24 protein-coding genes and 1 pseudogene are annotated in these 23039 nt (G+C 35.9%); 18 read left to right on the forward strand and 7 right to left on the reverse strand.

Going from position 1 to position 23039, the window contains the following annotated elements; translation table 11 throughout:
* The first annotated feature begins 313 nt into the window (after positions 1–313).
* Both ACQKOG_RS03275 and ACQKOG_RS03280 read left to right on the forward strand, forming a co-directional pair.
* The gene (locus ACQKOG_RS03275; RefSeq protein ID WP_427445013.1) at positions 314–1162 is read left to right on the forward strand and encodes a MerR family transcriptional regulator; all 849 of its coding nucleotides are present in this window, start codon (positions 314–316) and stop codon (positions 1160–1162) included.
* Positions 1163–1249: 87 nt separating this feature from the next.
* The gene (locus ACQKOG_RS03280; RefSeq protein WP_427445016.1) at positions 1250–2353 is read left to right on the forward strand and encodes a C45 family autoproteolytic acyltransferase/hydolase; all 1104 of its coding nucleotides are present in this window, start codon (positions 1250–1252) and stop codon (positions 2351–2353) included.
* Positions 2354–2617: 264 nt separating this feature from the next.
* Here ACQKOG_RS03280 and ACQKOG_RS03285 read toward each other — a convergent pair whose 3' ends face one another.
* Positions 2618–3205, reverse strand: a complete 588-nt coding sequence (locus ACQKOG_RS03285) for a hypothetical protein (RefSeq protein WP_370080479.1) — start codon at positions 3203–3205, stop codon at positions 2618–2620.
* Between the two features lie 248 nt (positions 3206–3453).
* Here ACQKOG_RS03285 and ACQKOG_RS03290 point away from each other — a divergent pair, with 248 nt between their 5' ends.
* The 11 genes and pseudogenes from ACQKOG_RS03290 (at position 3454) to ACQKOG_RS03340 (ending at position 11149) form a co-directional block, all read left to right on the forward strand.
* Entirely contained in the window at positions 3454–4176 is a 723-nt protein-coding gene (locus ACQKOG_RS03290) for an ATP-binding cassette domain-containing protein (protein ID WP_370080477.1), read from the forward strand.
* Complete coding sequence (locus ACQKOG_RS03295) at positions 4173–4922, forward strand: ABC transporter permease (protein WP_370080475.1); 750 nt, start codon at positions 4173–4175, stop codon at positions 4920–4922. The genes ACQKOG_RS03290 and ACQKOG_RS03295 overlap by 4 nt, the downstream gene beginning before the upstream one ends.
* Positions 4923–5309: a group-specific protein gene (locus ACQKOG_RS03300; RefSeq protein ID WP_370080473.1), complete on the forward strand. Its 387-nt coding sequence runs from the start codon at positions 4923–4925 to the stop codon at positions 5307–5309. It abuts the gene before it with no gap.
* 10 nt (positions 5310–5319) lie between these two features.
* Positions 5320–5823, forward strand: a complete 504-nt coding sequence (locus ACQKOG_RS03305) for an RNA polymerase sigma factor (protein WP_370080491.1) — start codon at positions 5320–5322, stop codon at positions 5821–5823.
* Positions 5816–6064, forward strand: a complete 249-nt coding sequence (locus tag ACQKOG_RS03310; protein WP_370080471.1) for a hypothetical protein — start codon at positions 5816–5818, stop codon at positions 6062–6064. The genes ACQKOG_RS03305 and ACQKOG_RS03310 overlap by 8 nt, the downstream gene beginning before the upstream one ends.
* A gap of 214 nt (positions 6065–6278) precedes the next feature.
* On the forward strand, positions 6279–7928 hold the full coding sequence (locus ACQKOG_RS03315) for a sensor domain-containing diguanylate cyclase (protein ID WP_370080469.1): 1650 nt from the start codon (positions 6279–6281) through the stop codon (positions 7926–7928).
* A 26-nt stretch (positions 7929–7954) separates the two neighbouring features.
* A pseudogene (locus tag ACQKOG_RS03320) lies at positions 7955–8739 on the forward strand (nucleotidyltransferase domain-containing protein).
* 90 nt (positions 8740–8829) lie between these two features.
* Complete coding sequence (locus ACQKOG_RS03325; RefSeq protein ID WP_082172689.1) at positions 8830–8982, forward strand: YpzG family protein; 153 nt, start codon at positions 8830–8832, stop codon at positions 8980–8982.
* Positions 8983–9140: 158 nt separating this feature from the next.
* Positions 9141–10148 carry a hypothetical protein gene (locus tag ACQKOG_RS03330; protein ID WP_402871262.1) on the forward strand — a complete coding sequence of 336 codons (1008 nt, stop codon included), beginning with the start codon at positions 9141–9143 and terminating at the stop codon, positions 10146–10148.
* A gap of 120 nt (positions 10149–10268) precedes the next feature.
* Positions 10269–10793, forward strand: coding sequence for an N-acetyltransferase family protein (locus tag ACQKOG_RS03335; protein ID WP_427445024.1), 525 nt, complete (start codon positions 10269–10271; stop codon positions 10791–10793).
* Positions 10790–11149, forward strand: a complete 360-nt coding sequence (locus ACQKOG_RS03340; RefSeq protein WP_370080459.1) for a cupin domain-containing protein — start codon at positions 10790–10792, stop codon at positions 11147–11149. The genes ACQKOG_RS03335 and ACQKOG_RS03340 overlap by 4 nt, the downstream gene beginning before the upstream one ends.
* A gap of 45 nt (positions 11150–11194) precedes the next feature.
* Here ACQKOG_RS03340 and ACQKOG_RS03345 read toward each other — a convergent pair whose 3' ends face one another.
* The gene (locus ACQKOG_RS03345; RefSeq protein WP_370080457.1) at positions 11195–11680 is read right to left on the reverse strand and encodes an N-acetyltransferase family protein; all 486 of its coding nucleotides are present in this window, start codon (positions 11678–11680) and stop codon (positions 11195–11197) included.
* Positions 11681–11749: 69 nt separating this feature from the next.
* Here ACQKOG_RS03345 and ACQKOG_RS03350 point away from each other — a divergent pair, with 69 nt between their 5' ends.
* Positions 11750–12178, forward strand: coding sequence for an NUDIX hydrolase (locus ACQKOG_RS03350; protein WP_370080455.1), 429 nt, complete (start codon positions 11750–11752; stop codon positions 12176–12178).
* Between the two features lie 82 nt (positions 12179–12260).
* Here ACQKOG_RS03350 and ACQKOG_RS03355 read toward each other — a convergent pair whose 3' ends face one another.
* From ACQKOG_RS03355 to mscL, 3 genes are all read right to left on the reverse strand, one after another.
* On the reverse strand, positions 12261–13427 hold the full coding sequence (locus tag ACQKOG_RS03355) for an aminotransferase class I/II-fold pyridoxal phosphate-dependent enzyme (RefSeq protein WP_402871257.1): 1167 nt from the start codon (positions 13425–13427) through the stop codon (positions 12261–12263).
* Positions 13411–14544 (reverse strand): methionine biosynthesis PLP-dependent protein, encoded by a 1134-nt coding sequence (locus ACQKOG_RS03360; protein ID WP_370080451.1) that lies wholly within the window; start codon positions 14542–14544, stop codon positions 13411–13413. Before ACQKOG_RS03360 ends, ACQKOG_RS03355 begins: the two co-directional genes overlap by 17 nt.
* Positions 14545–15141: 597 nt before the next feature.
* Positions 15142–15531, reverse strand: coding sequence for a large conductance mechanosensitive channel protein MscL (mscL, locus tag ACQKOG_RS03365; protein WP_402871254.1), 390 nt, complete (start codon positions 15529–15531; stop codon positions 15142–15144).
* A gap of 168 nt (positions 15532–15699) precedes the next feature.
* Here mscL and ACQKOG_RS03370 point away from each other — a divergent pair, with 168 nt between their 5' ends.
* The gene (locus ACQKOG_RS03370) at positions 15700–16395 is read left to right on the forward strand and encodes a lytic transglycosylase domain-containing protein (protein WP_370080447.1); all 696 of its coding nucleotides are present in this window, start codon (positions 15700–15702) and stop codon (positions 16393–16395) included.
* A gap of 387 nt (positions 16396–16782) precedes the next feature.
* Here the strand turns inward: ACQKOG_RS03370 and ACQKOG_RS03375 are convergent, their stop codons facing one another.
* Both ACQKOG_RS03375 and ACQKOG_RS03380 read right to left on the reverse strand, forming a co-directional pair.
* Positions 16783–17040, reverse strand: coding sequence for a GlsB/YeaQ/YmgE family stress response membrane protein (locus ACQKOG_RS03375; protein WP_370080445.1), 258 nt, complete (start codon positions 17038–17040; stop codon positions 16783–16785).
* A gap of 256 nt (positions 17041–17296) precedes the next feature.
* Positions 17297–17839, reverse strand: coding sequence for a cysteine hydrolase family protein (locus ACQKOG_RS03380; RefSeq protein WP_427445030.1), 543 nt, complete (start codon positions 17837–17839; stop codon positions 17297–17299).
* Positions 17840–18254: 415 nt separating this feature from the next.
* Between ACQKOG_RS03380 and ACQKOG_RS03385 the strand changes: the two genes are divergently transcribed.
* The 3 genes from ACQKOG_RS03385 to ilvD all read left to right on the forward strand — a co-directional run bounded on the left by ACQKOG_RS03385 (position 18255) and on the right by ilvD (position 22753).
* Entirely contained in the window at positions 18255–19430 is a 1176-nt protein-coding gene (locus tag ACQKOG_RS03385; RefSeq protein WP_370080441.1) for an amino acid deaminase/aldolase, read from the forward strand.
* The gene (locus ACQKOG_RS03390) at positions 19418–20740 is read left to right on the forward strand and encodes a D-arabinono-1,4-lactone oxidase (protein ID WP_370080439.1); all 1323 of its coding nucleotides are present in this window, start codon (positions 19418–19420) and stop codon (positions 20738–20740) included. Before ACQKOG_RS03385 ends, ACQKOG_RS03390 begins: the two co-directional genes overlap by 13 nt.
* 342 nt (positions 20741–21082) lie before the next feature.
* Entirely contained in the window at positions 21083–22753 is a 1671-nt protein-coding gene (ilvD, locus tag ACQKOG_RS03395) for a dihydroxy-acid dehydratase (RefSeq protein ID WP_370080437.1), read from the forward strand.
* Positions 22754–23039: the final 286 nt, after the last annotated feature.

Here is a 23039-nt window from a genome sequence, read left to right on the forward strand (position 1 = left end):
TCGAATACCCGCGGAAGCAAGGCGAATACCCGCGGAAGCAGGGCGAATACTCGCGGAAGAAAGATAATGCTCATTCGAACTAACAGTGCAAACATTCATTGCAGTAATATAAAGTATTAGAAATGCTCATAAATAATATTTAACCAAAAGAGTATGCTCAAATCAGAGCATACTCTTTTTGGGCTAGGGAGGACGTTTGTCATGTTGTGATAATGACATTGAATTTGAAACATTTACCACATTACAATCGTACGATATAGTAATAACTATGCGGTTAATCGAATTCAACAACATTTGAAAAGAAGGTTTTATTATGTATAGCATTGGGAAATTTTCGAATCTGTGCAATGTTCCTATAAAAACTATTCGTTATTATAGTGATATTGGGTTACTTGAGCCATCCTTTATAGACCAAGTGACAGGTTATCGTTATTATGATTACGATAAAATAAACGAGCTGAAGACTATACAGGTACTTAAACATTGCCATTTTTCATTAAACGAAATTGAACAGATTATTAAAGGGAAAAATGATAAGCAAGATTTAGAGATGAGATTAAATGAAAAAGTTCAGGAATTAGAGCATCAACAAGAAGTAATCGCTGAACTAATTCAAAATATTGTCCAAGTGAAAAATTCTATAAGGAACACTGAAACGTTTAATCCAAAGCCAATATTATCAAGTTGTTACATAGAAGAACGACCAAAAACACAGGTGCTTTCCATCCGTGAAAAGATACATATTATTGAAATGGATAAGCTAGTTCAAAAATTATTTGAACGAATCTATGCGTATCAATTTGAGAAAGATGGGGAGCTTGTTGCAATTCTCCACCAACAGGACAGGAACCAAAATATAGCAGATGTTGAACTTCTGTTACCAGTAAAAGCAACTCAACAAGGGGAGTATATTAAAGTAATACCAGAAGGCGAGTATGCTTGTATAAATGTAAAGGGACCGTATTCAGAGTTACATTTTGGCTATAGTCGCTTGCAGGAATGGCTGACTGAGCAATCCCTCCAAGCAGAAGGGACTTTTATGGAGCAGTACATAAAGGGGTTAATACCAACTGAAGTAGTTAATCCAATTAATATTAAACCAAATATTGAGCTACATCCAAATGATTTTTTGACAAAAGTATTTGTGAAACTAAGAAACTAGCTAAACTCTCCAGTAGATGGAGACTTTATTCTGTATTTAGCAAGGTAAGAAATGTCTTGCTACTAAAATATAGAACGGGGTATATCGATGAAAACAAATACAGGACAGTTTGCATTTCTTAAAGGTAGTTCATATGAGATTGGACAATCACAAGCGAGAGAATTTCAAAATAACCCTTTTGCAAAATCGCTATTCTTTACGGAAAAATTAACTTCGGACAAAGCTTACTTTCAAATGCAAGCACAAATAGAGCAGTATTGCCCAGGTTTAAATAAAGAATTAGAAGGCTTTGCAGAAGGCTTTGGCTATGAGCCTGAACAACTAAATTTTTATCAAAATGCGTGGTTAATTCCTGGGGGATGTAGTTTAGGGGCTATTTTACCTGGAAAGATGGTAGATGGTAAAACATATGTTTTAAGAAATTATGATTTATCACCTGATATTTCGGATATGCGCTTATGTACTACTCGTGTTGAAGGGAAATATACTCATACAGGATTTTCTGTTTCAACATTCGGTCGAAGTGAAGGCTTAAATGAGAAGGGGCTATGTGTTGCATATGCATCATGTGGTATGCCAATTGGCAAATATCCTGGTATGAGACCTCCAGTAGTACCTGGGTTACAGTTTATGGTTATTGTTAGAGCCTTATTAGAGAATTGTAAAAATGTCGAAGAAGCAATTTATATGGTTAACAATATGCCAGTAGGAACGAATATGAATTTACTTTTGGCTGATGCAAATGGTGACGCGGCTTTGATTGGAACATATGACGGCATTAAAGAAGTAAAACGTGCAGAACTTGATTATCTTATTGCAACTAACCATGGCCTATTTTCCGCAATACAAGAAATGGAGCCAGGGAAGCTTGAGCATTCTCAATTAAGGTATGATATTTTAGAGGAGAAATTTAAGGAAAGTGGAAAAAGATCTATTGATGAAATCCAAGAACTTCTTTTAACAGAGTTTCCAAGTGGATTATCAGTTCATAATTATAAAGAAAGCTTTGGAACAGTGCATTCAATTTTGTTTAACCTTACTGATTTACAACTGGAATTTTCATTTGGCTCACCATTACAAAATCAGGTCAACAAAATAGACGTTGGTGAGAATTTAGTGAAAACACAAACATCTGTTGAATTTAATAATAAAAGCTATGGAACTGAATTTTGGAAAATAATAAAATCTTAAACAACAAAAAGACCTTTCCTTTGTGAGAGGCCTTTTTGTCGTGTCCGATTGTTAAAAAGAGAAAGAAATAAAACTCGCCAAATTTAACGCTAGGAGTTGACAATTACTAAAGCGTATTAGCTCGATAAACTTTACATATTATCAGTAGAAAAATCACTATGAGTTGAAATTTTACTTTATGGATCAAATATATTCTGGGGGCTGAGCGAGCTATACAGTGGCTATTATTCGTAGTCAATTCTCTTTATAGGACATACTTGTTTATTAACTTAATTCGTTCGTTACTACTTGGATAAATTCATCTCGATATTGTGATTCAAAAATAGTAACACCTTTTTCTCTGGAAAGTTGTTGTAACTTTTGAATCTTTGCTTCATCTTGCTCTATAAAGGCTTTTTCTACATTTTGTAAATCTTGCAAAATATGATGTATAAATGTATCTCCTTCTCTTTTGATATCTATAGCAATAAAGTCAAAAGATAAAAATGTTTTAGTAGGATTGATAATTTTATCAAACAAATAATTTAAAGCTTTAAAAGGGACATAAGGAATTCCTTTCTTATACTCATATTTCTCAATAATAGGTAGAACCTCATCAATAAATCTTTGTATTTTTTCTATATCGTAAAGCTTTGTATCTTCTAAATCATGCTTCTCAATAATCTGTTGTAATTTATCATATTGATTTTGTTCTAAAAGTTGCTTCATATAAAGGAGCTCTTCTTTGAATTTGGATCGCCCTTTTTTACTTAATTGTCGATGATCAATAACAGCGTATTCGATTAGCTCCCAGTCTATCTCTGGACCAAAATGTGGCCCTAAAAAATACTTAAGTTCTTCAAAATCGCTCACTTCAGTAACTCCCTTAATTAGTATTCTATTAATCGTGAAGTAAAAACAATAGAAAATTTCGTCTAACCACTCATCGTGTTAGGGTGGAATACCTTTGTTTTTACTTAATTTCCAATAATTATTTATTTTACATAAAAAATCATTATATAGAAACATATAATTTTATTTCATTTTTTTAAAAAATAAAATGAACCTTTTACAATCCCCATTTGTATAGTCAGTGAACATATAAAAAGGGAGGGTTTATTTTGGAACTTATTGTGAAGGATATTGTGAAAAAATATAATGGTGTGAACGTTTTGGATGGTGTGTCAGCCACATTTAAATTGGGCTATTGTTATTTATTATTAGGTCAGAATGGAGCGGGTAAATCTACTTTATCAAAATGTATAGCTGGAGATGTAAAACCTGATGGTGGTACCATTCTATTCAATGATTCGTCTAAAAATGTACAAGAGCAAGTTGCGTTACAATACCAATTTTTTTCGAGTTATCAGCATCTTAAAATTCGTGAAGTGTTGGCTCTTTTTACTACATTGACGAACAATAAAAATGATTTGGGAGAGCTATATGAAATATTAGGATTGCCAACTTATGACCACATCTTGTTGAAAAATGCATCAGGCGGTCAACGTAAAGCAGTATCCATCTTCCTTTCTTTTTTATTAAATAAACCAATCATCATATTAGATGAGCCGTTTGCTGATTTAGATTTAACAAAGAAAAAACAATTGATGTTTTACTTACAAGATGAAATTCGTCAACGTAACAAAATGATTATTATTATTAGTCATGAGGTGGCAGGGTTAGAACCTTTATTTGATTATGTAGTGATCTTAAAAGAAGGGAAGCTTATTGAAAATAGCACACAGGATGAACTCTATAGAAAATACACTGACGCGAAATTACCTGGAATCGAAGGTATCTACTATGAAGTGACAGGACAAATTTTAGGAGGAAAAGCGGGATGACTAAACAAATTGCAAAAATGTATATGTTAGAAAGTATTCGCAATCCAGGAATGACTATTGGGAATTTATTACCATCCTTTATATTTATGTTTACTTCAGTGATTTGTAAAAATATAGTGACTGGAGATGCGATAGATTTTATGATTAAAGGTCAGTTTTTACCAATTTCAATTTTAATGTTAATTTTCTCATTTGCATTTTCTAGCGCAACAATATATTTGGCAGATATGAAGGCCCATAGAACGTTTCAATGGGTACAGCGAACAGGCGTTAAGCCACACACTTACTATATTGGGATGGGAATCGGTGTTTTTACATTATTAAATATATTTTTAGTGTTACTACTCATTGGCTATTCCTTCATCATTGATATTTCATTTTCATCTTTTTTTATGATTATTTTGATTAGTAATTTTGTTTTACTGGCATTATATCCATTGAGCTTTATATTGGCAGGTCTATTTAAAAATGAGAAAGTAGCTCAAAGCATGTTAACGCCAATTATGATTTTATTCATGTTTTCAGTAACGATGACAACGGTGTTTTTAACACTTGCAGGGAAAAATCCACATGATTATTATATTTTTCTAAGCTGGAATCCAATGCTTTATTTAAATGATAGCTTGCAAGTGTACTTGAATTTAATTAACGAAACATGGCTTCCGCAATATCAATATTGTATAATTTTAGCAGTTATTAGCTTGGCGTTAGCGGTTATTGCCAAAAAAGTATTTAGAATGAGGTAGGTGATTCCTTTGCCAATTGGATTTATTTGGTCATTGGTTGTTAGTGGAATAATGATGATAATAATATTAACGCTTATGATTCCTATGGATAGAAAATATATTGTTCGTGAACATGGAAAAATAAATTATAAAAAAACAACGATTTATTTGCGTTGGAATGTATTTGATTCGCTAACACTTTTTTTATCGGTTTATACAATTTTCTGTGTGCAGGCGTTAAACATATTACTTTTTTGTGGAAGAACAATTGAAAATTCTTATGTGCAATTCTTTACAAATCAATCACAAGTTTGGATCATTATTATAGTAATTTATTTGGTACTACGTATTTCCGTGACATTAAAATCCATTAAGGCTCATTGGGGGGATGAGCTAGATGATGAGTAATGAGGAGTGGATGGAGGCCTATAAAAACGGTGAAGTAGAGGGCTTTGAACAGCTCTATAATCGTTTGTATGAGCCATTGTACTGCTTTTTATTTCGCTATACTCGGGAAGATCAGCTAAGCATTGATATTGTGCAAGATACCTTTGAGCGTTTACAATATATAAAAACAGATTTTGACCAGCAAAAGGGAACGATTAAGGCGTTTTTATTTCAAATTGCTTATCGCTTAATGATTAATAAATTAAATCGGCGTAAAAAATGGCGCACGCTCTTCCCGTTTTTAGTACCGACGTCAAGCCATCGAATGTCTGCTGACGAGAAATTAACGATTCAAGAAGCGATTCTTCGCTTACCGGATAAGCAACGAGCTGTTATTTTGCTCGTTTACTATCATGATTTGCCACAGGAGGAAATTGCACAAATTTTGTCCATTCCACTTGGTACCGTTAAATCGAGGCTACATAACGCGATAAGGACTTTAAAGGAAGAGCTAAAGGAGGATTTCGATGCTTAAGGATGAATTTCAAAAGGAACAATGGTTAAAAGACAGCTTAGATGATGATAAAGTGGAGATTCCCCAGCAGTTGATGAAATATAAGAAAAGTCGCTGGCAACGTTTTCTTCAGTATTTAGCCTCACCAACGAAGGATCCGTTAGAGTCAATATGTACATCTTCAGTTGGCTACACCTCTTTGAAAATAGTGCCCATTGTCGCGGCAGTATTTATTACAATTCTCCAAATTTTATTGCAATAAATTTTATGACTTACGTTAAATAAAACATTTGTAGCTGACGTTTTGCTTTCGCTACAGAAAATAATTGTAACTGCCGTTTCACTTTCAGTACAATTTGCTGAAAGAAGTTAAATTTCTCACTGCCACAATCACCCGGTTGTGGTATTTTTAATGAATAAAATACTATTCATTGCCCATTTTAAGGAAATATTTGGATTATTTGGAGGTAAATGCTTTGAGGGTTTTAAAAATGATTCCACATCCAAACACGATAAAAGGTCAGCTTCATCGAGCACTTGTTTGGATTACTTTTATTATTGGTCTATGTATTTTTATTCCAACGCTTTATATTGAATATCGGCAAACTATTCAACATCAAAATGAAGAGATGACATATTATTTGGATACCCAAACATATTTTTTTGAAAGCTGGTTATCAGAGCGATCCAGTGATATACATACATTAGCTAACTTAGATTTTATAAAGGCCTTTAATTATAAAAAATCACAAGCTTTTTTTCAAGATTTTAAAGAAAAAACAGATTTTACAGACTTAATATTCGTCAATAAAGAGGGCATCGTGCAATTTGATACAGTTACAGAAAATAATACATCTGGTGTTAGTGTGGATGTAAATGATCGTAAGTATTTTCAAATTGCTAAAAAAACGAAACAACCATACATAACAGATATTTTAATAAGTAAAGTTACAAAGCAGCCTATTATTGCATTTGCTTCACCGATTCTTAATGCACAGCAACAATTCAATGGTGTAGTTTTTGGCGCAGTAAATTTAGACACCATCGATCAACTGCTGCAAGAATCCAGAGTGGGCTTTTTAGGTCATGCTTATATTATAGATCAAGAAGGTACTATGCTCTCTGAATTTAACAATAAAAAACAACGATCTTCAGGAAATTATTTAGTTGATAAGCATATCCTAAACGCAGCCTTAAAAAATAAAACAAGCGGTCTCGAGCTTTATAAAGACGCGAATAATAAGTGGATTCTTGCTAAGAGTAAGCCTATAAATGGAGGGAAATGGTTTATCATATCAGAAATTGGTCTGTTAGAGGCCTATAAACCATTAATCAATAGATTTTTATGGATAACCATTTGTTTAGTAGTAGGGTCATTTTTTATGATTAAAATGATGTTACATCTCTCGAAAAGAATTGAAGAACCTATCCAGCAGCTTCTTACAGGTGTTAGAAAGGTAGAACAAGGTTTTTATGAATATCAAATAGATGATCAACAGCTGACGCCATATGCGCAAGAATTTCAGGAGCTTTGTGCGTCCTTCAATGAAATGAGCGACAAGGTGAGAAAAGATACTATTTTGCTAAAAGAATTATCGATTACCTGTCAGTTGACGAAGCTGTATAATCGTCGTTATTTGATTGAACAGGGGGAGCTTGCTTTTCAGAAATGTTTAGAAGAACAAAACCATTGTTCGTGTATAGCGATTGACATTGATTTTTTCAAAAAGGTCAATGATACATATGGACATTTAATCGGTGATGAAGTACTAAAGCACGTCGCAAACACCATTACAAATTCTGTGCGAAGAATCGACATTGTTACAAGGTATGGGGGAGAGGAGTTTGTCATTTTATCTCCAAATACTACGCTAGAGAGTGCAGTGGAAATTGCGGAAAGAGTCCGGCAACATGTTGAAGATCATCCTTATATTGCGGATGATTTTGAAATCAATGTGACAGTGAGTATTGGCATCGCAGGATACGGTCATTCTGAAAATATTTCAACATTTTACGAGCTGCTTGACAAGGCGGATCAAGCACTTTATATTGCAAAGGAAAGCGGTCGAAATCAACTAAGAGTATATGATAATACAGGTATAGTTGATATAGGACAAATGCTTTAAAAATTACATTTGGAAGTGGTTTTTATATGAAGGAAATAATACTTAGTAAATTAAAAGAAATTGAAAATGAGTATCAAGTGAAAATTTTATATGCAGTAGAATCGGGTAGTCGTGCTTGGGGATTTCCTTCTAAAGATAGTGATTATGATGTTCGTTTCATATATATTCATCAACCTCAGTGGTATCTTTCAATAGACCCTCAAGGGATTGGGGCAAAGAGGGATGTTATTGAAGTACCAATCAATGATTTGTTGGATATTAGTGGTTGGGAAATAACAAAAGCATTAAGGCTATTTCGCAAAAGTAATCCACCTCTTTTAGAATGGCTACGAAGCAATATTATTTATGACCAACAATTTTCATTTATTGACAATGTACGATCATTAGAAAAAGAAGTATTTTATCCAAATGCAAGCTTATATCACTATTTAAATATGGCAAAAAACAATTATTGTGAGTATTTACAGGGCTCTGATGTAAAAATAAAAAAATATTTCTATGTCCTCAGACCAATTTTAGCATGTAAATGGATCGAGAAAAACAATACGGTTCCACCAATTGATTTTCAGGAATTGTTAAATGAATCATTTCTGACGGCCCTTTAAAAACGGAAATTCAGCAACTTTTGCAGAGAAAGATGGCAGGTGATGAACTGAATATGGAGCCTCGAATTGAAAGTATTAATGAGTATTTAGATAAAGAAATAATGCATATTGAGACATACTGTAAAAATCTTCATGTTAAAGTCGATGATCCTACACAAAAATTAGATGCGCTATTTAGAAGTACATTGCAAGAAGTGTGGGGTTAATGGTGATAGAAAACTGAATAATATTTTATTGCAAGGTCATACTAAAAAAGGTTTCACTTATGAAATCTATATTGATGAGGAGGATGGCAAATGAGTAGGTTCGAACAATTAGACCCAAAATCTCAAAAAATCCACCGCAACTGGTCAAGGATTAAACGCTCAAAATCTCAAGTAAATGGTGAAACGGAGATTACCCTCCATAACCGTATCTTGAGAAGTGAAGCAAAAGCCCGTCAGTTTTAATCAGCTAGAAAAGTAAGTGTCATCAAGCCCAGAAATTATTCTGGGTTTTTTTATTTTTTTGGAATTATAAAAATGACCAATTATTATTCTATCTTCAATTATTTGTAATTTATCCGATATAGTCTTTAACACAAATAAAGGGGGGAGACATTTTTATTATGAAGATAACGTCCTATACTAATACGGTAAATTTTCTTCAATCAACGAATGTTCAAACTAAGGGGGGGAATTCTCGAACAGTAAAAAAAGAACAGGATGCTGTAACAATCGGAGCGGAAGCACGTAAATTATTCGATAATCAAATTCAATTGCAAGATGTACCAGACGAAATAGCTCAAAAAATAGCTTCAATTTTTAAGGATGGTGGGAAATTAAATTTTGTTGAAAGTGAGGAGCATCAAGCTATTCGTGCGGAACAGCAGGCGCGATTTGACGAAGCGATTGAACATAATGTTCTTGCTATAATTATTCCGCATATTCAAACAAATGAAAAGCTTGTCAATAGTTTAAATGGAGCGAGTCAGCAAGTACTTGATGCTACATACTCAACAATTTCTCAAAACTTTTTAGTGCACGATGTTGGCAATATGACTGAAGAACAACGTCAAGCTATGATTTCACTTGGTTTAGAAAAAGCACAATATATTGCAGATAACTATTTAACAGGGCAACAGGCAAAAGATTATATGGATGCCATGACAACGATTGCAAAATTTGCTGTCAATGGCGTTAAAAACGACGATGGCAAAGTAGTTTATGCGATCGAAAAGGGCCCTTTAGTACATGCACCTGATGATTATATTCATATCGATGATCTTGTGAAAGAAGCCTTCCCTGAAAAATGGCAGAGCTTTAAAGATAAAATAGTAGCAGCTACTGAAAAACAGGATCAAGACGCACTTCTTGAAGCATTCAAAGACTATAACCAACTAGTTAAATCCATTTATACAAATCAATCACATCTAGTACAAAAGAAAATTGAGAATTATAATGACTGGCAAGAAACAGTCAAAAATACAGTGATTTCAAATCATTTTAGTCAGTTAGATAAAACGTCTCTCTCTAATTTTGTTGAAGATATTATGACAAAAAATTCTTGGTTATCAAATGAATTTTTAGCGAAGGACTTAAAAAACTTCCAAAGATATCTGACTAGAAATCATTAAAATAGTCTCCTTGGGGTTCTCTACTTCTCCAAATAAGACTTTACGATAGACAATCGTAATTTCCGTTTATTAAATGAATTATCTAAAAAGGATTCTTAAGTATAAAAGGAGAGTGGGTTAATGATAGAAAAAATCAAAATTAGAGTTGCTTATCAAGAAGATGCTGAAGCCTTGTTGGAAATCCAAAAAGAAGTTTTAGCAGAAGAAACTTACTTAATCACTACAATTGATGAATTTCAGCGAACGATTGATGACCAAAGAGAGTGGATACAAGTGAAATTAGCAAATGAACGAGAAACAATTTTTATTGCACAATATCAAGAAGAAGTAGTTGGTTGGCTTGTATTTCAATCGCCACAAAGAAAACGATTAGCACATACAGGTACCTTTGGCATGATGGTGCTTAATAAATATCGTGGTCTAGGGATTGGCAAGCTCTTAATTGAAAAGTTACTAGAATGGGCAGGGCACAACCCTTATATTGAAAAAATTAGTCTTGGCGTATTTTCAACAAACGAAAGGGCTATTGCGCTCTATAAAAAGATGGGATTTATTGAAGAAGGAAGAAAAATAAATGACATTAAATTACATGACAATGAATATATAGATGATGTTTTAATGTACAGGATGGTATTAAAAAATTGAAAGGGAACTATGCTGACATGAAAAAATATAATTTCACACAAGAATTGGCCAATCAAATTAATAATTATCAATCGATAGATGCTTTTTATACGAAAATCATGAAAACGGTGGAACCTGCAAATATTGGCTTCATCTATATAGAGCCTGGTGGTGTTGTTGGGATGCATGAAGCGCCTGTACCACAGTTATTTATTGTGATTCAGGGTGAAGGATGGGTTTGCGGTGAGGATCAAGAGAAAGTAATGATAAAGTCTGGGGAAGGTGTTCTTTGGCAAACAGGAGAAGCACATGAATCCAGGAGTGATTCAGGCTTAACAGCACTTGTCATTCAATCCGAGCAAATCAATCTTGCATAGATTACATAAAAAATGTGTAACGGAGTAAGTTATAGCTCCGTTACACTAATTTATATTTAAGCCTAGTTTAACTGTTTTTAATAAATGACCATCAAATAACTCATCAAACTCCTTCAATATCTTGAAGCCCTTCGCTTGATAAAAGTTCATGCCAATCGTATTTTCCTTTTCTACACAAACTAAAAGTGATGTTAAATCTGGAAGCATTTTGATCACTTCCTGTAATAGGGCTGTACCAATTCCTTTGCCCTGAGTTTCAGGAAGTAAATATATTGAGTAAAGTTCTGCTTCACCATCTACAACATTTGAAAAATTCGCAAAGCCTACTATTGATTCTTCAAGTAAAGCAACTAAAAATAGACTTTTTTCTAAGCGACTTAGTAACCGATCACTACAATAAGCAGCTTCTAAAAAACGATCTTGAATCTCATTTGGGATAATGCCTTTGTATGTTTGATGCCAACTCTTTTTGGCAATTTCTTGCACAAAAATGATGCCATTCTTTTGCATATGCCGTATAATTGATATCAATACTTTTCACCTGCTATTCCAATTTTTCTATTTATTGTAACATCAAATCACGCGAAAGGGGATGACTTCATGCAAGTTGTTGAAAAGGCATTTGGCTATATTACGAGAGAGCATGAGGGTCAGTTACAAGTGCTAGTATTTGAGCAAAATACAGAAGGAGCAGGAATTCAAATTCCTAAAGGCACGGTAGAGGAAGGTGAAACGCCGCTAGAGGCAGTAACACGAGAGATGTTTGAAGAGACAGGTTTATCCTATTTAGAAGTGAAGGGGTTAATTGCCCAGGATTATTTTAATCATCATTCAGGGCTATTACAAAAACGCTATTTTTATCATTTAACGACAGATGAAAAACGAGATTCTTGGAAGCATTGCCCGACAGGCGTAAACGAAGCAGGCTTTGAATTTTCACTTTACTGGATAACAGATGAACAAGAAGTAACGTTGGCGAAGGGACATGGAGATTATTTATATAGAGTGTTAGCTCGTGTGAACAACTGATTGTTAAGCATAAACATATAGAAGGTACATTTAATGAACAAAACCGCGTTTCCGTAAATAGGAAACGCGGTTGTTTTGTTGTTTATATAGCCTTTGCGGCAATCACTTCCAATGCCTGAGCGAAATCGGCGATCAGATCGTCAACATGCTCAAGTCCCACTGAGAATCGTAATAATCCATCAGTAATACCACGTTTTGCACGCTCCTCAGGCTCCATTGCTGCATGACTCATTTTAGCAGGGTAGGATAAAATCGATTCAACGCCACCAAGAGAGACAGCGAAAACTGGAATTTTCATCGCTTCTACTAGCGCTTTTGCAGCTTCATAGCTTGGTAGGCGGAAGGATAGTACTGCACCTGCACTAGTTGATTGACTATGATGAATCTCATAGCCAGGATGTGTTGCAAGTCCTGGGTAGTATACTTGCTCAACAAGAGAACTTGCGGCTAAAAACTCCGCAATCTTTTGTGCCGATTCAGTAGAACGACTAAATCGCACATCTGTCGTTTTAATATTTTGCAATAGAGTAAAGCAGTCCTGTACACCTAAAATATTGCCAAATGAATTTTGGATAAAGTACAAATCCTGACCAAGCTTCGCGTCAGCTGTTACTGTCAATCCCGCGATAATATCAGAGTGCCCAGATAAAAACTTTGTAGCACTATGAATTACAACATCGACACCTAGCTCAAGTGGACGTTGGTGTAAAGGTGTCATAAACGTATTGTCTAAAAATGTTAAGCAATTATACTGCTTGGCAAGTGCTACTACTCCGCGAATATCAGTGATGCCAAGTGTTGGGTTTGACGGTGTTTCCATATAGAGTAGCTTTGTAGCTGGTGTAATGGCTGCTTCTACTGCCGCTAAATCTGTGAAATCAACGAAAGTGTGGGAAATACCGAAGCGTGGTAATACTTTGGAGACGAAGCGGTATGTTCCACCATAAACATCCTCCGTAATGACAATATGATCTCCCTGAGATAATAGCATTAATGCTGCAGATACAGCAGCAATCCCAGAAGAAAATGCATGGGCACGTACTCCGCCTTCTAGTTCAGATACTGCTTTTTCTAATGCATCCCGCGTAGGGTTGCCAGAACGTGCGTAATCATATTCACCGAATTCATCGATACTCTCCTGATGGAAAGTAGATGATAAATACATAGGCACATTGACTGCACCTTTTTTATTTTCATAGCCGTCACGGACACCTGAGTGAATGAGGCTTGTTTCAATATGCTGCTTCATTTTTAACCTCTTTTCTAAGGATATCAAATACTTGTTTTAAATCCGCAATTAAATCTTCAGCCTCTTCAACGCCAACAGAGAAGCGCAGTAATCGGTCACATACTCCACGTTCAATACGCTCCTCATAAGGCATATCTGCATGTGTTTGAGTAGCAGGATACGTAATAAAGCTTTCAACACCACCAAGGCTTTCAGCAAAAGTTATTAGCTTCAAGTTTCGAAGGAATGGGTCAATCCACTCCGCCCTTTCCAAGCGGAATGAAAGCATGCCACCTTTTCCTGTGTATAGCACGTCTGTTACAAGCTCTTCTTCCTCTAAATATGCGGCAATTGCTTTGGCGTTCGCATCGTGCTGCTTTAATCGAAGATGCATTGTTTTTAATCCACGAATAAGTAACCAGGAATCCATTGCACCTAAAACCATACCGCTACCATTATGAATAAAGCCAATGCGTTCGGCTAATTCAGCACCCTTTGCGACAACTAAACCAGCTAACACATCATTATGTCCGCCAATATATTTAGTAGCCGAATGAATGACAATGTCTGCACCTAATTCGATTGGACGTTGGAAATAGGGTGTATAAAACGTATTGTCGACAATTAACCATGCTCCATGCTTATGAGCTAATTCAGCATATACTTGCAAATCAAATTCCTGCATAAGCGGATTTGTTGGCGTTTCAATAAATAGAGCACGTGTATGATCATTGATTAATGCTTCTACCTGTTCAACTGATTCAAATTTTGAGTAGACAGGCTTAATATTATATGTGTCTTCAAAGAAATTAAAAAGTCGATATGTACCACCATATAAATCATCAGGCACCACTAATTCATCACCAGGCTTAAACAATGATAGAACTAGTTGAATAGCAGCCATCCCAGAGCTACAGGCAAAGCCCGCATCTCCGCCCTCTAAATCTGCAATTCCTTCTTCTAATAGAGCGCGAGTTGGATTTTTTGTACGTGCATAATCAAACCCAGTGGATTCACCGATACCTGTATGTTTGTAAGCTGTCGATAAATGGATAGGTGGGCTGACAGCGCCTGTTCTAGGATCACTTAAATTCCCAAGTTGTACAAGTTTTGTTTCAATACTTCTGCTGTTTGTCATGTCGTCACTCTTTTCTTCATCATAATAAAAGGGGAGTCTATTAAACCTTCTTTTCCCCATATTCTCAATAATTGTTACCAATTTAACATGTATACTAAAGAAGGACAAGATAATTTCAGAAAATTAGCGAGATTATTTATATTAAATCATCTAGGAATAGTAGGAGATAAAGGAGGGAAGAAAAGGTGGAACAGGAATGCTAAAAGATGTTTCTGTATGGCTTATACAGGAATTTGATAAATGAAGCTGAAAATGATTCGAAATTGTCACCTTTATTAGTTGACTATACTAATTTCAGATTTTTCGAACGGAAAAGCCCAATCCTTCAGGTGTGGGATGAGAGTGAGGTCGGATACGGAGTGCTACTAAAAAACTGAAAGGTTTAATTATGAAAAAGCTGAATCTGAAGAAGACTATTCTAAAGTTGCTGTAAGGGTACTGAATCAACTTAAAACATCTGATATATATTGAATTTCTTCTCGATTAAGATCATCTTTATTTTGGAAGTTCCTAAGATTTTTTACTTAAAATTTAACAGAACCTAAAAAGAATCTGTCTATTACCTCGGATAAGTAGTGGTAATTAGACAGATTCTTTTTAAGCTTGTTCTTTTTTTAATAAATCTCGAATTTCTTTTAGAAGCTCTTCTTTAGCATCCAATTCTGGTGCTGGTTCTTCCACAACAGCCTCTTCTTTTTTACGAGTTAGCTTTGTCATAAGTCTTAATGCCATAAATATTGCAAATGCAATTATTAAAAAGTCAAGGATTGACTGTAAAAATTCGCCTAATTTAACTTTCGCATCTCCTGAGCCAAACACAAAGCTCTCTGTTAAATCAATACCACCAGTTAAGACACCGACTAATGGCATTATGATATTTGCAACTAAGGAAGTAACAATTTTACCGAAAGCACCACCAATTACTACTGCTACTGCTAGATCGACAATATTGCCTTTCATAGCAAACTCTTTAAAGTCTTTCCACAAAATAAATTCCTCCTATTATTATCCATATAAAATAGTCGAATTATATTTTACTATATTTTTACCTTCCTTTTCAACTATTAAAGTAGTGGTAATTATATACTGAAAAATCTGCTATAGATTCGAGAATTTTGGTAATATAGAAATAGAATAAAAGATTAGGTGTGACATATGGCGAAAAAAAAGAAGAAAAAACCGATGCTATCGCCTTCCGCTCAATTAGGCATGATAGCTTTATTAATACCAATAGCGATAACTGTTTGTGTTTTCGCTTTTTTTGCATGGAAGGAGCTACAAACGTTACCTATATTTGAAAAATTAGCAAAGCAAAAAGAACTAGAAGAAATCCAACAAAATTTCGATATGAACATTCCTGAGCAATATATTCCCATCTATGTAGCAGCGGAAGAGAAATACGGCGTACCTTGGACTTTACTTGCCGCACATCATCGAATTGAAACACGATTTTCCTCAATGAAATCGCTCGTTTCACCAGCTGGGGCAGAAGGCCCTATGCAATTTATGCCTTGTACTTTTGTCGGCTGGCAACATCCTTCCTGCTCAGGGTTAGGAAAAGGGGATATATCGAAGGCTGAATTAATGAATCCAGAAACCATCAAAAAATATGGAGGATATGGTGTAGATGCAAATGGAGATGGTATAGCAGATCCTTATGATATTGAGGACGCTATATTTAGTGCCGCGAACTATTTATCGAAAAATGGTGCAGCAGATGGTCATATAAAGCAAGCTGTTTTTAAGTACAATCACAGTGATGAATATGTGAAAAAGGTGTTACATTATTTCAATTTGTATAATGACTATCATGATGAGTTAAAGGAAGCAATCGTTTATAAAGAAAAGTAAAATACCATAAAAAATATTGCAATTTGGCAAAGCGTGGGGTTGATTTCCGTTTCGACAGGGCGCTTTGTTGTTGCTGTCGCTACGCTTTCGCACAGAGCAAGCTTCCTGGGGGCGTCCGATGAGCCGCTTTACTCGCTTCAGGTCTCATCTGTGACGCTGATCCCTAAGGAGTCGCCCTGCCTTCACTCCAATCAACCACATCTCCTGGTATGTAATTTAAATTATTTGTAGTTATAAAAAGGAAATTCGATAATGGATATTTTACATGCGAAAAGGGACTCGACAAACTCATGTAAAGCGATGCCACATCAAAATATTTCCTTAATCATTTTATTTTCAAAAATATATGTAAAGAGCCATCAAAAATGATGGCTCTTTATTACATATTTAGGTTGCTTTACGCATACCCTTTAAAATAATGCTTACGATGAAGATCAGCACGACAGCACCGATTAATGCGGGGAATACGTAAAAATTACTAACTCGCCAACCCCAGTTGCCAAGAACCATACTACCGATCCACGAACCGACAACCCCTGCAACAATATTCCCAATGATGCCGCCGGGTACATTTTTACCTAAAATGACGCCAGCTAACCAACCTAATACTCCGCCGATGATTAAATACCAAATGAAGCTAATCATTTTTTTCATCTCCTTAAACTAAGATATAATGGCGATTATTTAGTTATGCCCTGAATGGAGTATATTACGCGTCTTGCTTCTTAGTAATTATTACAAATTCTCAATAAGGTTTTTATCTTCATTCAGCTTATGCTAACGCTTCGATTTTGCATAGACAAAAGTCATTTTCTGACGCTTCATTTTTGCGCAAAAAATATCTGTAAGTATTTTTTTCTGTAGCAAAGAAACTACAATGACGCCAAGGCAAATTGATTAATTAACAAACTGTTGCGCCTAATGTATGTTCAAAATGACGTAATGCCCATTCATGACCTGCAGCATCAAAACTTGCAACACCATCTGCATAAACAACAGTTGAAATGCCCAAATTATAAGCATCAACTGCTGTATGTAAAATACAAATATCAGTACAAACTCCAACTAAATGAATTTCTTTAATTCCTCGCTCATTCAATAAAATCGATAAATTGGTTCCGGCAAATGCGCTATAGCGAGTTTTATCGAGCCACAAAACTTTATCCTTGTGATGGTTATAAATTTCGCCAACTTGCCCAAATAAATGACGTCCTTTAGTGCCGCGAATATTATGTGGAGGAAATAGCTTTGTTTCAGGATGGAACGGATCATCTTCCTCATGTAGATCATTCGCAAAAACGACAAATTCGTTTTCAGTAATAAATTTTTGAATTAAGGATGAAATTTTTCTATCTAACGCTTGACCGGGCTCTCCACAAGTTAGTTTTCCATCAGAAGCGACAAAATCATACGTGTAATCAATGACTAATAAAGCCTTTTTCAACCTTTTCACTCTCCCTATAGGTATAATTTCACTTTTATCATGCCATATTTGGGCCTGTTTGTCAGAAAAATGATTCGATTTTAATATTACGAATAGTTTGAAAATTGATTTTTCTGAGAGTATAATGTGAAAAAAAGGAGAGTGGTCTATATGAATATGACAGCTATGAAGCGTTTAAATCGCCAAGGATTACTGATTGCAGGCTTACATCTGCTAGTATTGTTAAATTTAGCAGCGGATTTCATATTCTCCTCGTAATCTCTTAAAATAATAGAAAGGTGAGTTAAATGCTTGTCCATTATTAAAAACAACCGTGAAGGCAAATTTGATTACATGTCCACGGTTGTTTTTTATTGTCTAAATATAATTTTTAACAAGAATATCAAAGACAAAGTACAAATAAAGGAATGATAGCATGACCTCTAGATTTGATCACGCGTTTCATAAGCTTGAACGTCCATTTGCTTGGTTGGACTTTGATGCATTGGATCACAATATTTCAACCGTACACAATGCTTGTGGAGAGAAAAATATACGTATCGCTACGAAATCAGTTCGTTCTGTGGAGATATTACGTTATTTACAAAAAAGTCTACCCAATGTGACGGGATTTATGACGTTTACAGCGGCGGAAACAATATTTTTACTGCAACAGCATTTTGATGATTTATTACTAGGATATCCGGTGATGGAAGAAGCTGCTGTTCGTCAGTTATTACATTCCGTAAAGGCGGGAAAAACTGTCACTTTTATGGTGGATAAACGGGAACATGTCAATTTTTTGGCGGAGCTAGGGCAAGAGCTAGGCGTTCGTGTGCAAGTATGTATTGATATTAATGTATCCAATGATTTTAAGCTGCTTTATTTTGGTACGAAACGCTCTTCGCTCCATTCACTTGAGTCACTTACACCTTTCCTCGAATATATTAAAAATCAAGCATTTATTGAGGTAGTTGGAGCAATGGGCTATGAGGCTCAAATTGCAGGAGTCGGTAATCGTCCAGCCAATGCTGTTAAAGGAAAACTGATTGAAGTAATGCAATTGCAAGCTAAAAAGCAAGTTACCCAGTTTCGTAGATTAGCAATCGCGCATATTAAAGCATATTTTCCGAGCTTGCACTTTGTAAATGGTGGTGGTTCAGGAAGTATGGCATACACGGCACAACAGAAGGAAGTAACAGAAATTACAGTTGGCTCTGCATTTTATGCACCAGCTTTGTTTGACCAATTTACACATCTACAGCTAGAAAAGGCAGCTGGATTTGCTTTACGTGTAACAAGAAAGCCAGAAAAAAATATTGTTGTTTGTCATGGTGGCGGTTATACGGCGTCTGGGGCAATTAATATTGATCGATTACCAGTATTCTATGAACCTACCTTTTTTTCATATCTTAGCCTAGAAGGAGTAGGAGAAGTTCAAACACCTGTTAAAGTAAAGCGTAAAAAAGTTAATGTAGGGGACACGCTATATTTTCGACATGCGAAGGCTGGTGAACTTTGTGAAAGATTTCAACAACTACATGGGATTAGAGGAGACAAGTATGTAGGAGCTTATTCAACCTATAGGGGGGATGGTCAATGTTTTCTATAGATAAGTGGAAAAATGGTGAGAAGTGGACAAACTGGGCCGGTAATGTCATCTCATTTCCGTCTGAGATGTACTTGCCCCGATCAATTGAAGAGGTTACGGATATCGTGAAGCATGCACGTGAGTCAGGAAAAACGATTCGTGTCACAGGTGCAGCTCACTCTTTTAGCGCTGTGGCAATGCCTGAGCATATAGCACTTTCTTTACATAATATGCGTGGGCTCATAGCTGTGAATGAGGAGAAGCAAGAGGCGACACTTTGGGCCGGAACGTATTTATATGAAATAGGACCATTGCTTGCGAAGCATGGATTTGCCCTTATAAATATGGGGGATATTCAGGAACAGACGATTGCAGGAGCAGTGTCAACGGGTACCCATGGAACAGGTGTAACACTCGGTTCGTTATCCTCTGCCGTAACAAGGTGGGGTTTTGTAGATGGTACAGGTACTTATCGTGAGCATGTGAGAGGAATGGATGATTTATCTGAAGCTTTGCATGTTTCGCTAGGGATGCTGGGTGTGCTTGTAAAAGTAACGATTAAGGTGATACCTCTATATAGCTTACATTATGTGAGCACAAGAGATACGTTAGAAAATGGGCTGGCGATATTTGCTGAAAATATTCGACAGAATCGACATGTTGAGTGGTTTTATTTTCCGGGTAGTGAAACCATTCAAGTGAAGCGTATGAACGCTATAGCGCCTGTTTATCAGAGTAATTGGAATAAGAGAATCGAAACATTGAAACTTCAAATAGTAGAGAACGGTGCTTTTTTTGCTATGTCCGAGCTATGTAAATGGAGACCTTCGTTAAGTGGCGCTATGAGTAAATTTGCAGCAGCCAATGTTGTGGAGGGGGAGAAAACGGGAATAAGCTATGAAATTTATCCGTCTCCACGTAGCGTCAAATTCCAAGAAAGTGAATATGCTATTCCATTAACGCAATTTAAGGCATGTATGGAGGAGATCCACGCAACCTTTAAAAGTGGAATTTTTAATGTACATTTTCCGATAGAATGTAGGACGACAGCGGGAGAAGCAGGTTTTTTAAGTCCTACCCAAGGACAAGAATCAGCGTTTATTGCCTTTCATATGTATAAAGGAATGCAGGAAGAGCCTTATTTTGAATGGGTCCATACGATGATGAAGAAATATAAAGGACGACCGCATTGGGGCAAGCTAAGTCATTTAACTGCTAAATATGTCTACGAGCTATACCCAGATATCGAGAAATTTTTAGCCATTCGAAGTCAATTCGATCCTGATCATGTGTTTTTGACAGGGTACTTTAGAAAATTATTTACATTGTAAGGAAATAGCTATTCACTTACTTTTGAAGGATTTGGAAATATTATTAATGGATTATTAAAAAAATTAAAATTTGAACAAAATGTCAAAATATTCTCCAAAGCGAGATAAAAGTGATACTTAATGAGCATGAAAACGATTTCAAATTTTGTAAATTATTTAAATTGTTCAAACAATTCTAAAAATACTGTTGACTAGACCTTTTTTTCGTACTATGATTACAACAATTTAACACGTTCGTTACAGCAGTTAGTAATCTTCTAAGAGATTAACATATACGCAAACGGAATAGACAGAACATTTCGTATATAGCAACGAACATAGCAATAAAGAGGGGCGTTTAAAATGAGAAGTGACATGATTAAAGTAGGCGTAGATCGTGCGCCGCATCGAAGTCTTTTATATGCAACAGGCAAAGTAAAAGCGAAAGATTTAGGCAAGCCATTTATTGGGGTTTGTAATTCTTATATCGACATTATACCAGGTCACGTTCATTTACGTACATTTGCTGATGTTGTCAAAGAGGCCATTATTGAAGCGGGTGGTATTCCATTCGAATTTAATACAATCGGTGTAGATGATGGCATTGCAATGGGGCACATTGGTATGCGTTATTCTTTACCGAGTCGTGAAATTATCGCAGATTCTGCTGAAACAGTTATTAATGCACACTGGTTCGATGGAGTATTTTATATTCCTAATTGTGACAAAATCACACCGGGAATGTTAATGGCAGCAGTTCGTACTAATGTACCGTCAATTTTCGTATCTGGTGGTCCAATGGAGGCTGGTACTTCTGCTACAGGCAAGCAACTTTCATTAACTTCAGTTTTTGAAGGTGTAGGAGCTCATAAATCAGGCAATATGTCAGCTGAAGAGCTGTTAGATATTGAAAACAATGCATGCCCAACATGTGGTTCATGTTCCGGGATGTTTACTGCAAACTCTATGAACTGCTTAATGGAAATGTTAGGAGTAGCTTTACCAGGTAATGGAACAATCGTCGCTACTTCTGAAGAGCGCCATAAGCTTATTAAAGAAGCTGCTAAACAATTAGTCAGTATGATTAAAGAGGACATCAAACCTCGTGACATTATTACTAAAGAAGCAATTGATGATGCATTTGCACTTGATATGGCGATGGGTGGTTCGACAAATACAGTCCTCCATACATTAGCAATCGCCAATGAAGCTGAAATCGATTATAACATTGAAGATATTAATAAAGTCGCAGAGCGTGTGCCATATCTAGCTAAAATTATGCCTGCTTCAGATATTTCAATGGATGATATTAATAAAGCGGGTGGCGTTAGTGCCATTATTAATGAATTAGCATCTATCCCAGGTGCCATTCACCCAGATCGACCAACAGTTGCTGGAGTAACAATGGGTGAGCTTGTAAAAGATTATCATATTACAAATGCTGAAGTTATCCGTACGAAAGACAATCCGTATAGCCCAGTTGGTGGTTTATCGGTGTTATTTGGTAATATCGCGCCAGATGGTTCTGTTATTAAAGTAGGAGCTGTAGACCCTTCTATTAAAGTATTCAGAGGCGAAGCAATCGTCTTCGAATCACAAGAAGCGGCACAGGAAAATATCGATAACGGGACAGTTAAAGAGGGCCATGTAGTCGTCATTCGCTACGAAGGACCAAAAGGTGGCCCAGGGATGCCTGAAATGCTTGCACCAACGTCCGCGATTCAAGGTCGTGGTCTTGGCACAAAGGTTGCGTTAATCACAGATGGACGTTTCTCAGGCGCATCTCGTGGTATTTCAATCGGACATATTTCACCAGAGGCAGCAGAAGGCGGTCCAATCGCTTTAGTAGAGAACGGTGACATGATCACAATTGATCTACCAAACCGTACTATCAATTTAGAAGTTTCAGATGAATTATTAGCTGAACGTCGTGCAAAACTACCGGAATTTGAACCGAAAATTAAGCGCGGTTGGCTAGCAAGATATTCAAAATTAGTAACAAGCGCCTCTACAGGTGGCGTTATGAAAATTTAAAAAGTTAAAGCGTTGATGAGGTTAAAGGTTCTAGAGCCTTGTATTTACCAGAGAGCCGGTCGTGCTGGAAGCCGGCAATACAACTAGATCCGACATCCCCTCTGAGTGAGCTATTAAACGCGTATTCGCCATTAGATAGCTCCGGGCATAATCGAAAGTGCTCGTTATTAATGAATAAATAATTTATGACACCGTATTGGATGCGAATGATCTCGCATTGGTTCATAAATGCTAATATTTATTCACGAGGTAGCAATTATTTGCTATAAAAAAGGGTGGTACCATG

Source organism: Lysinibacillus sp. NPDC093216 (assembly GCF_050280325.1).
Classification (GTDB): Bacteria; Bacillota; Bacilli; order Bacillales_A; family Planococcaceae; genus Lysinibacillus.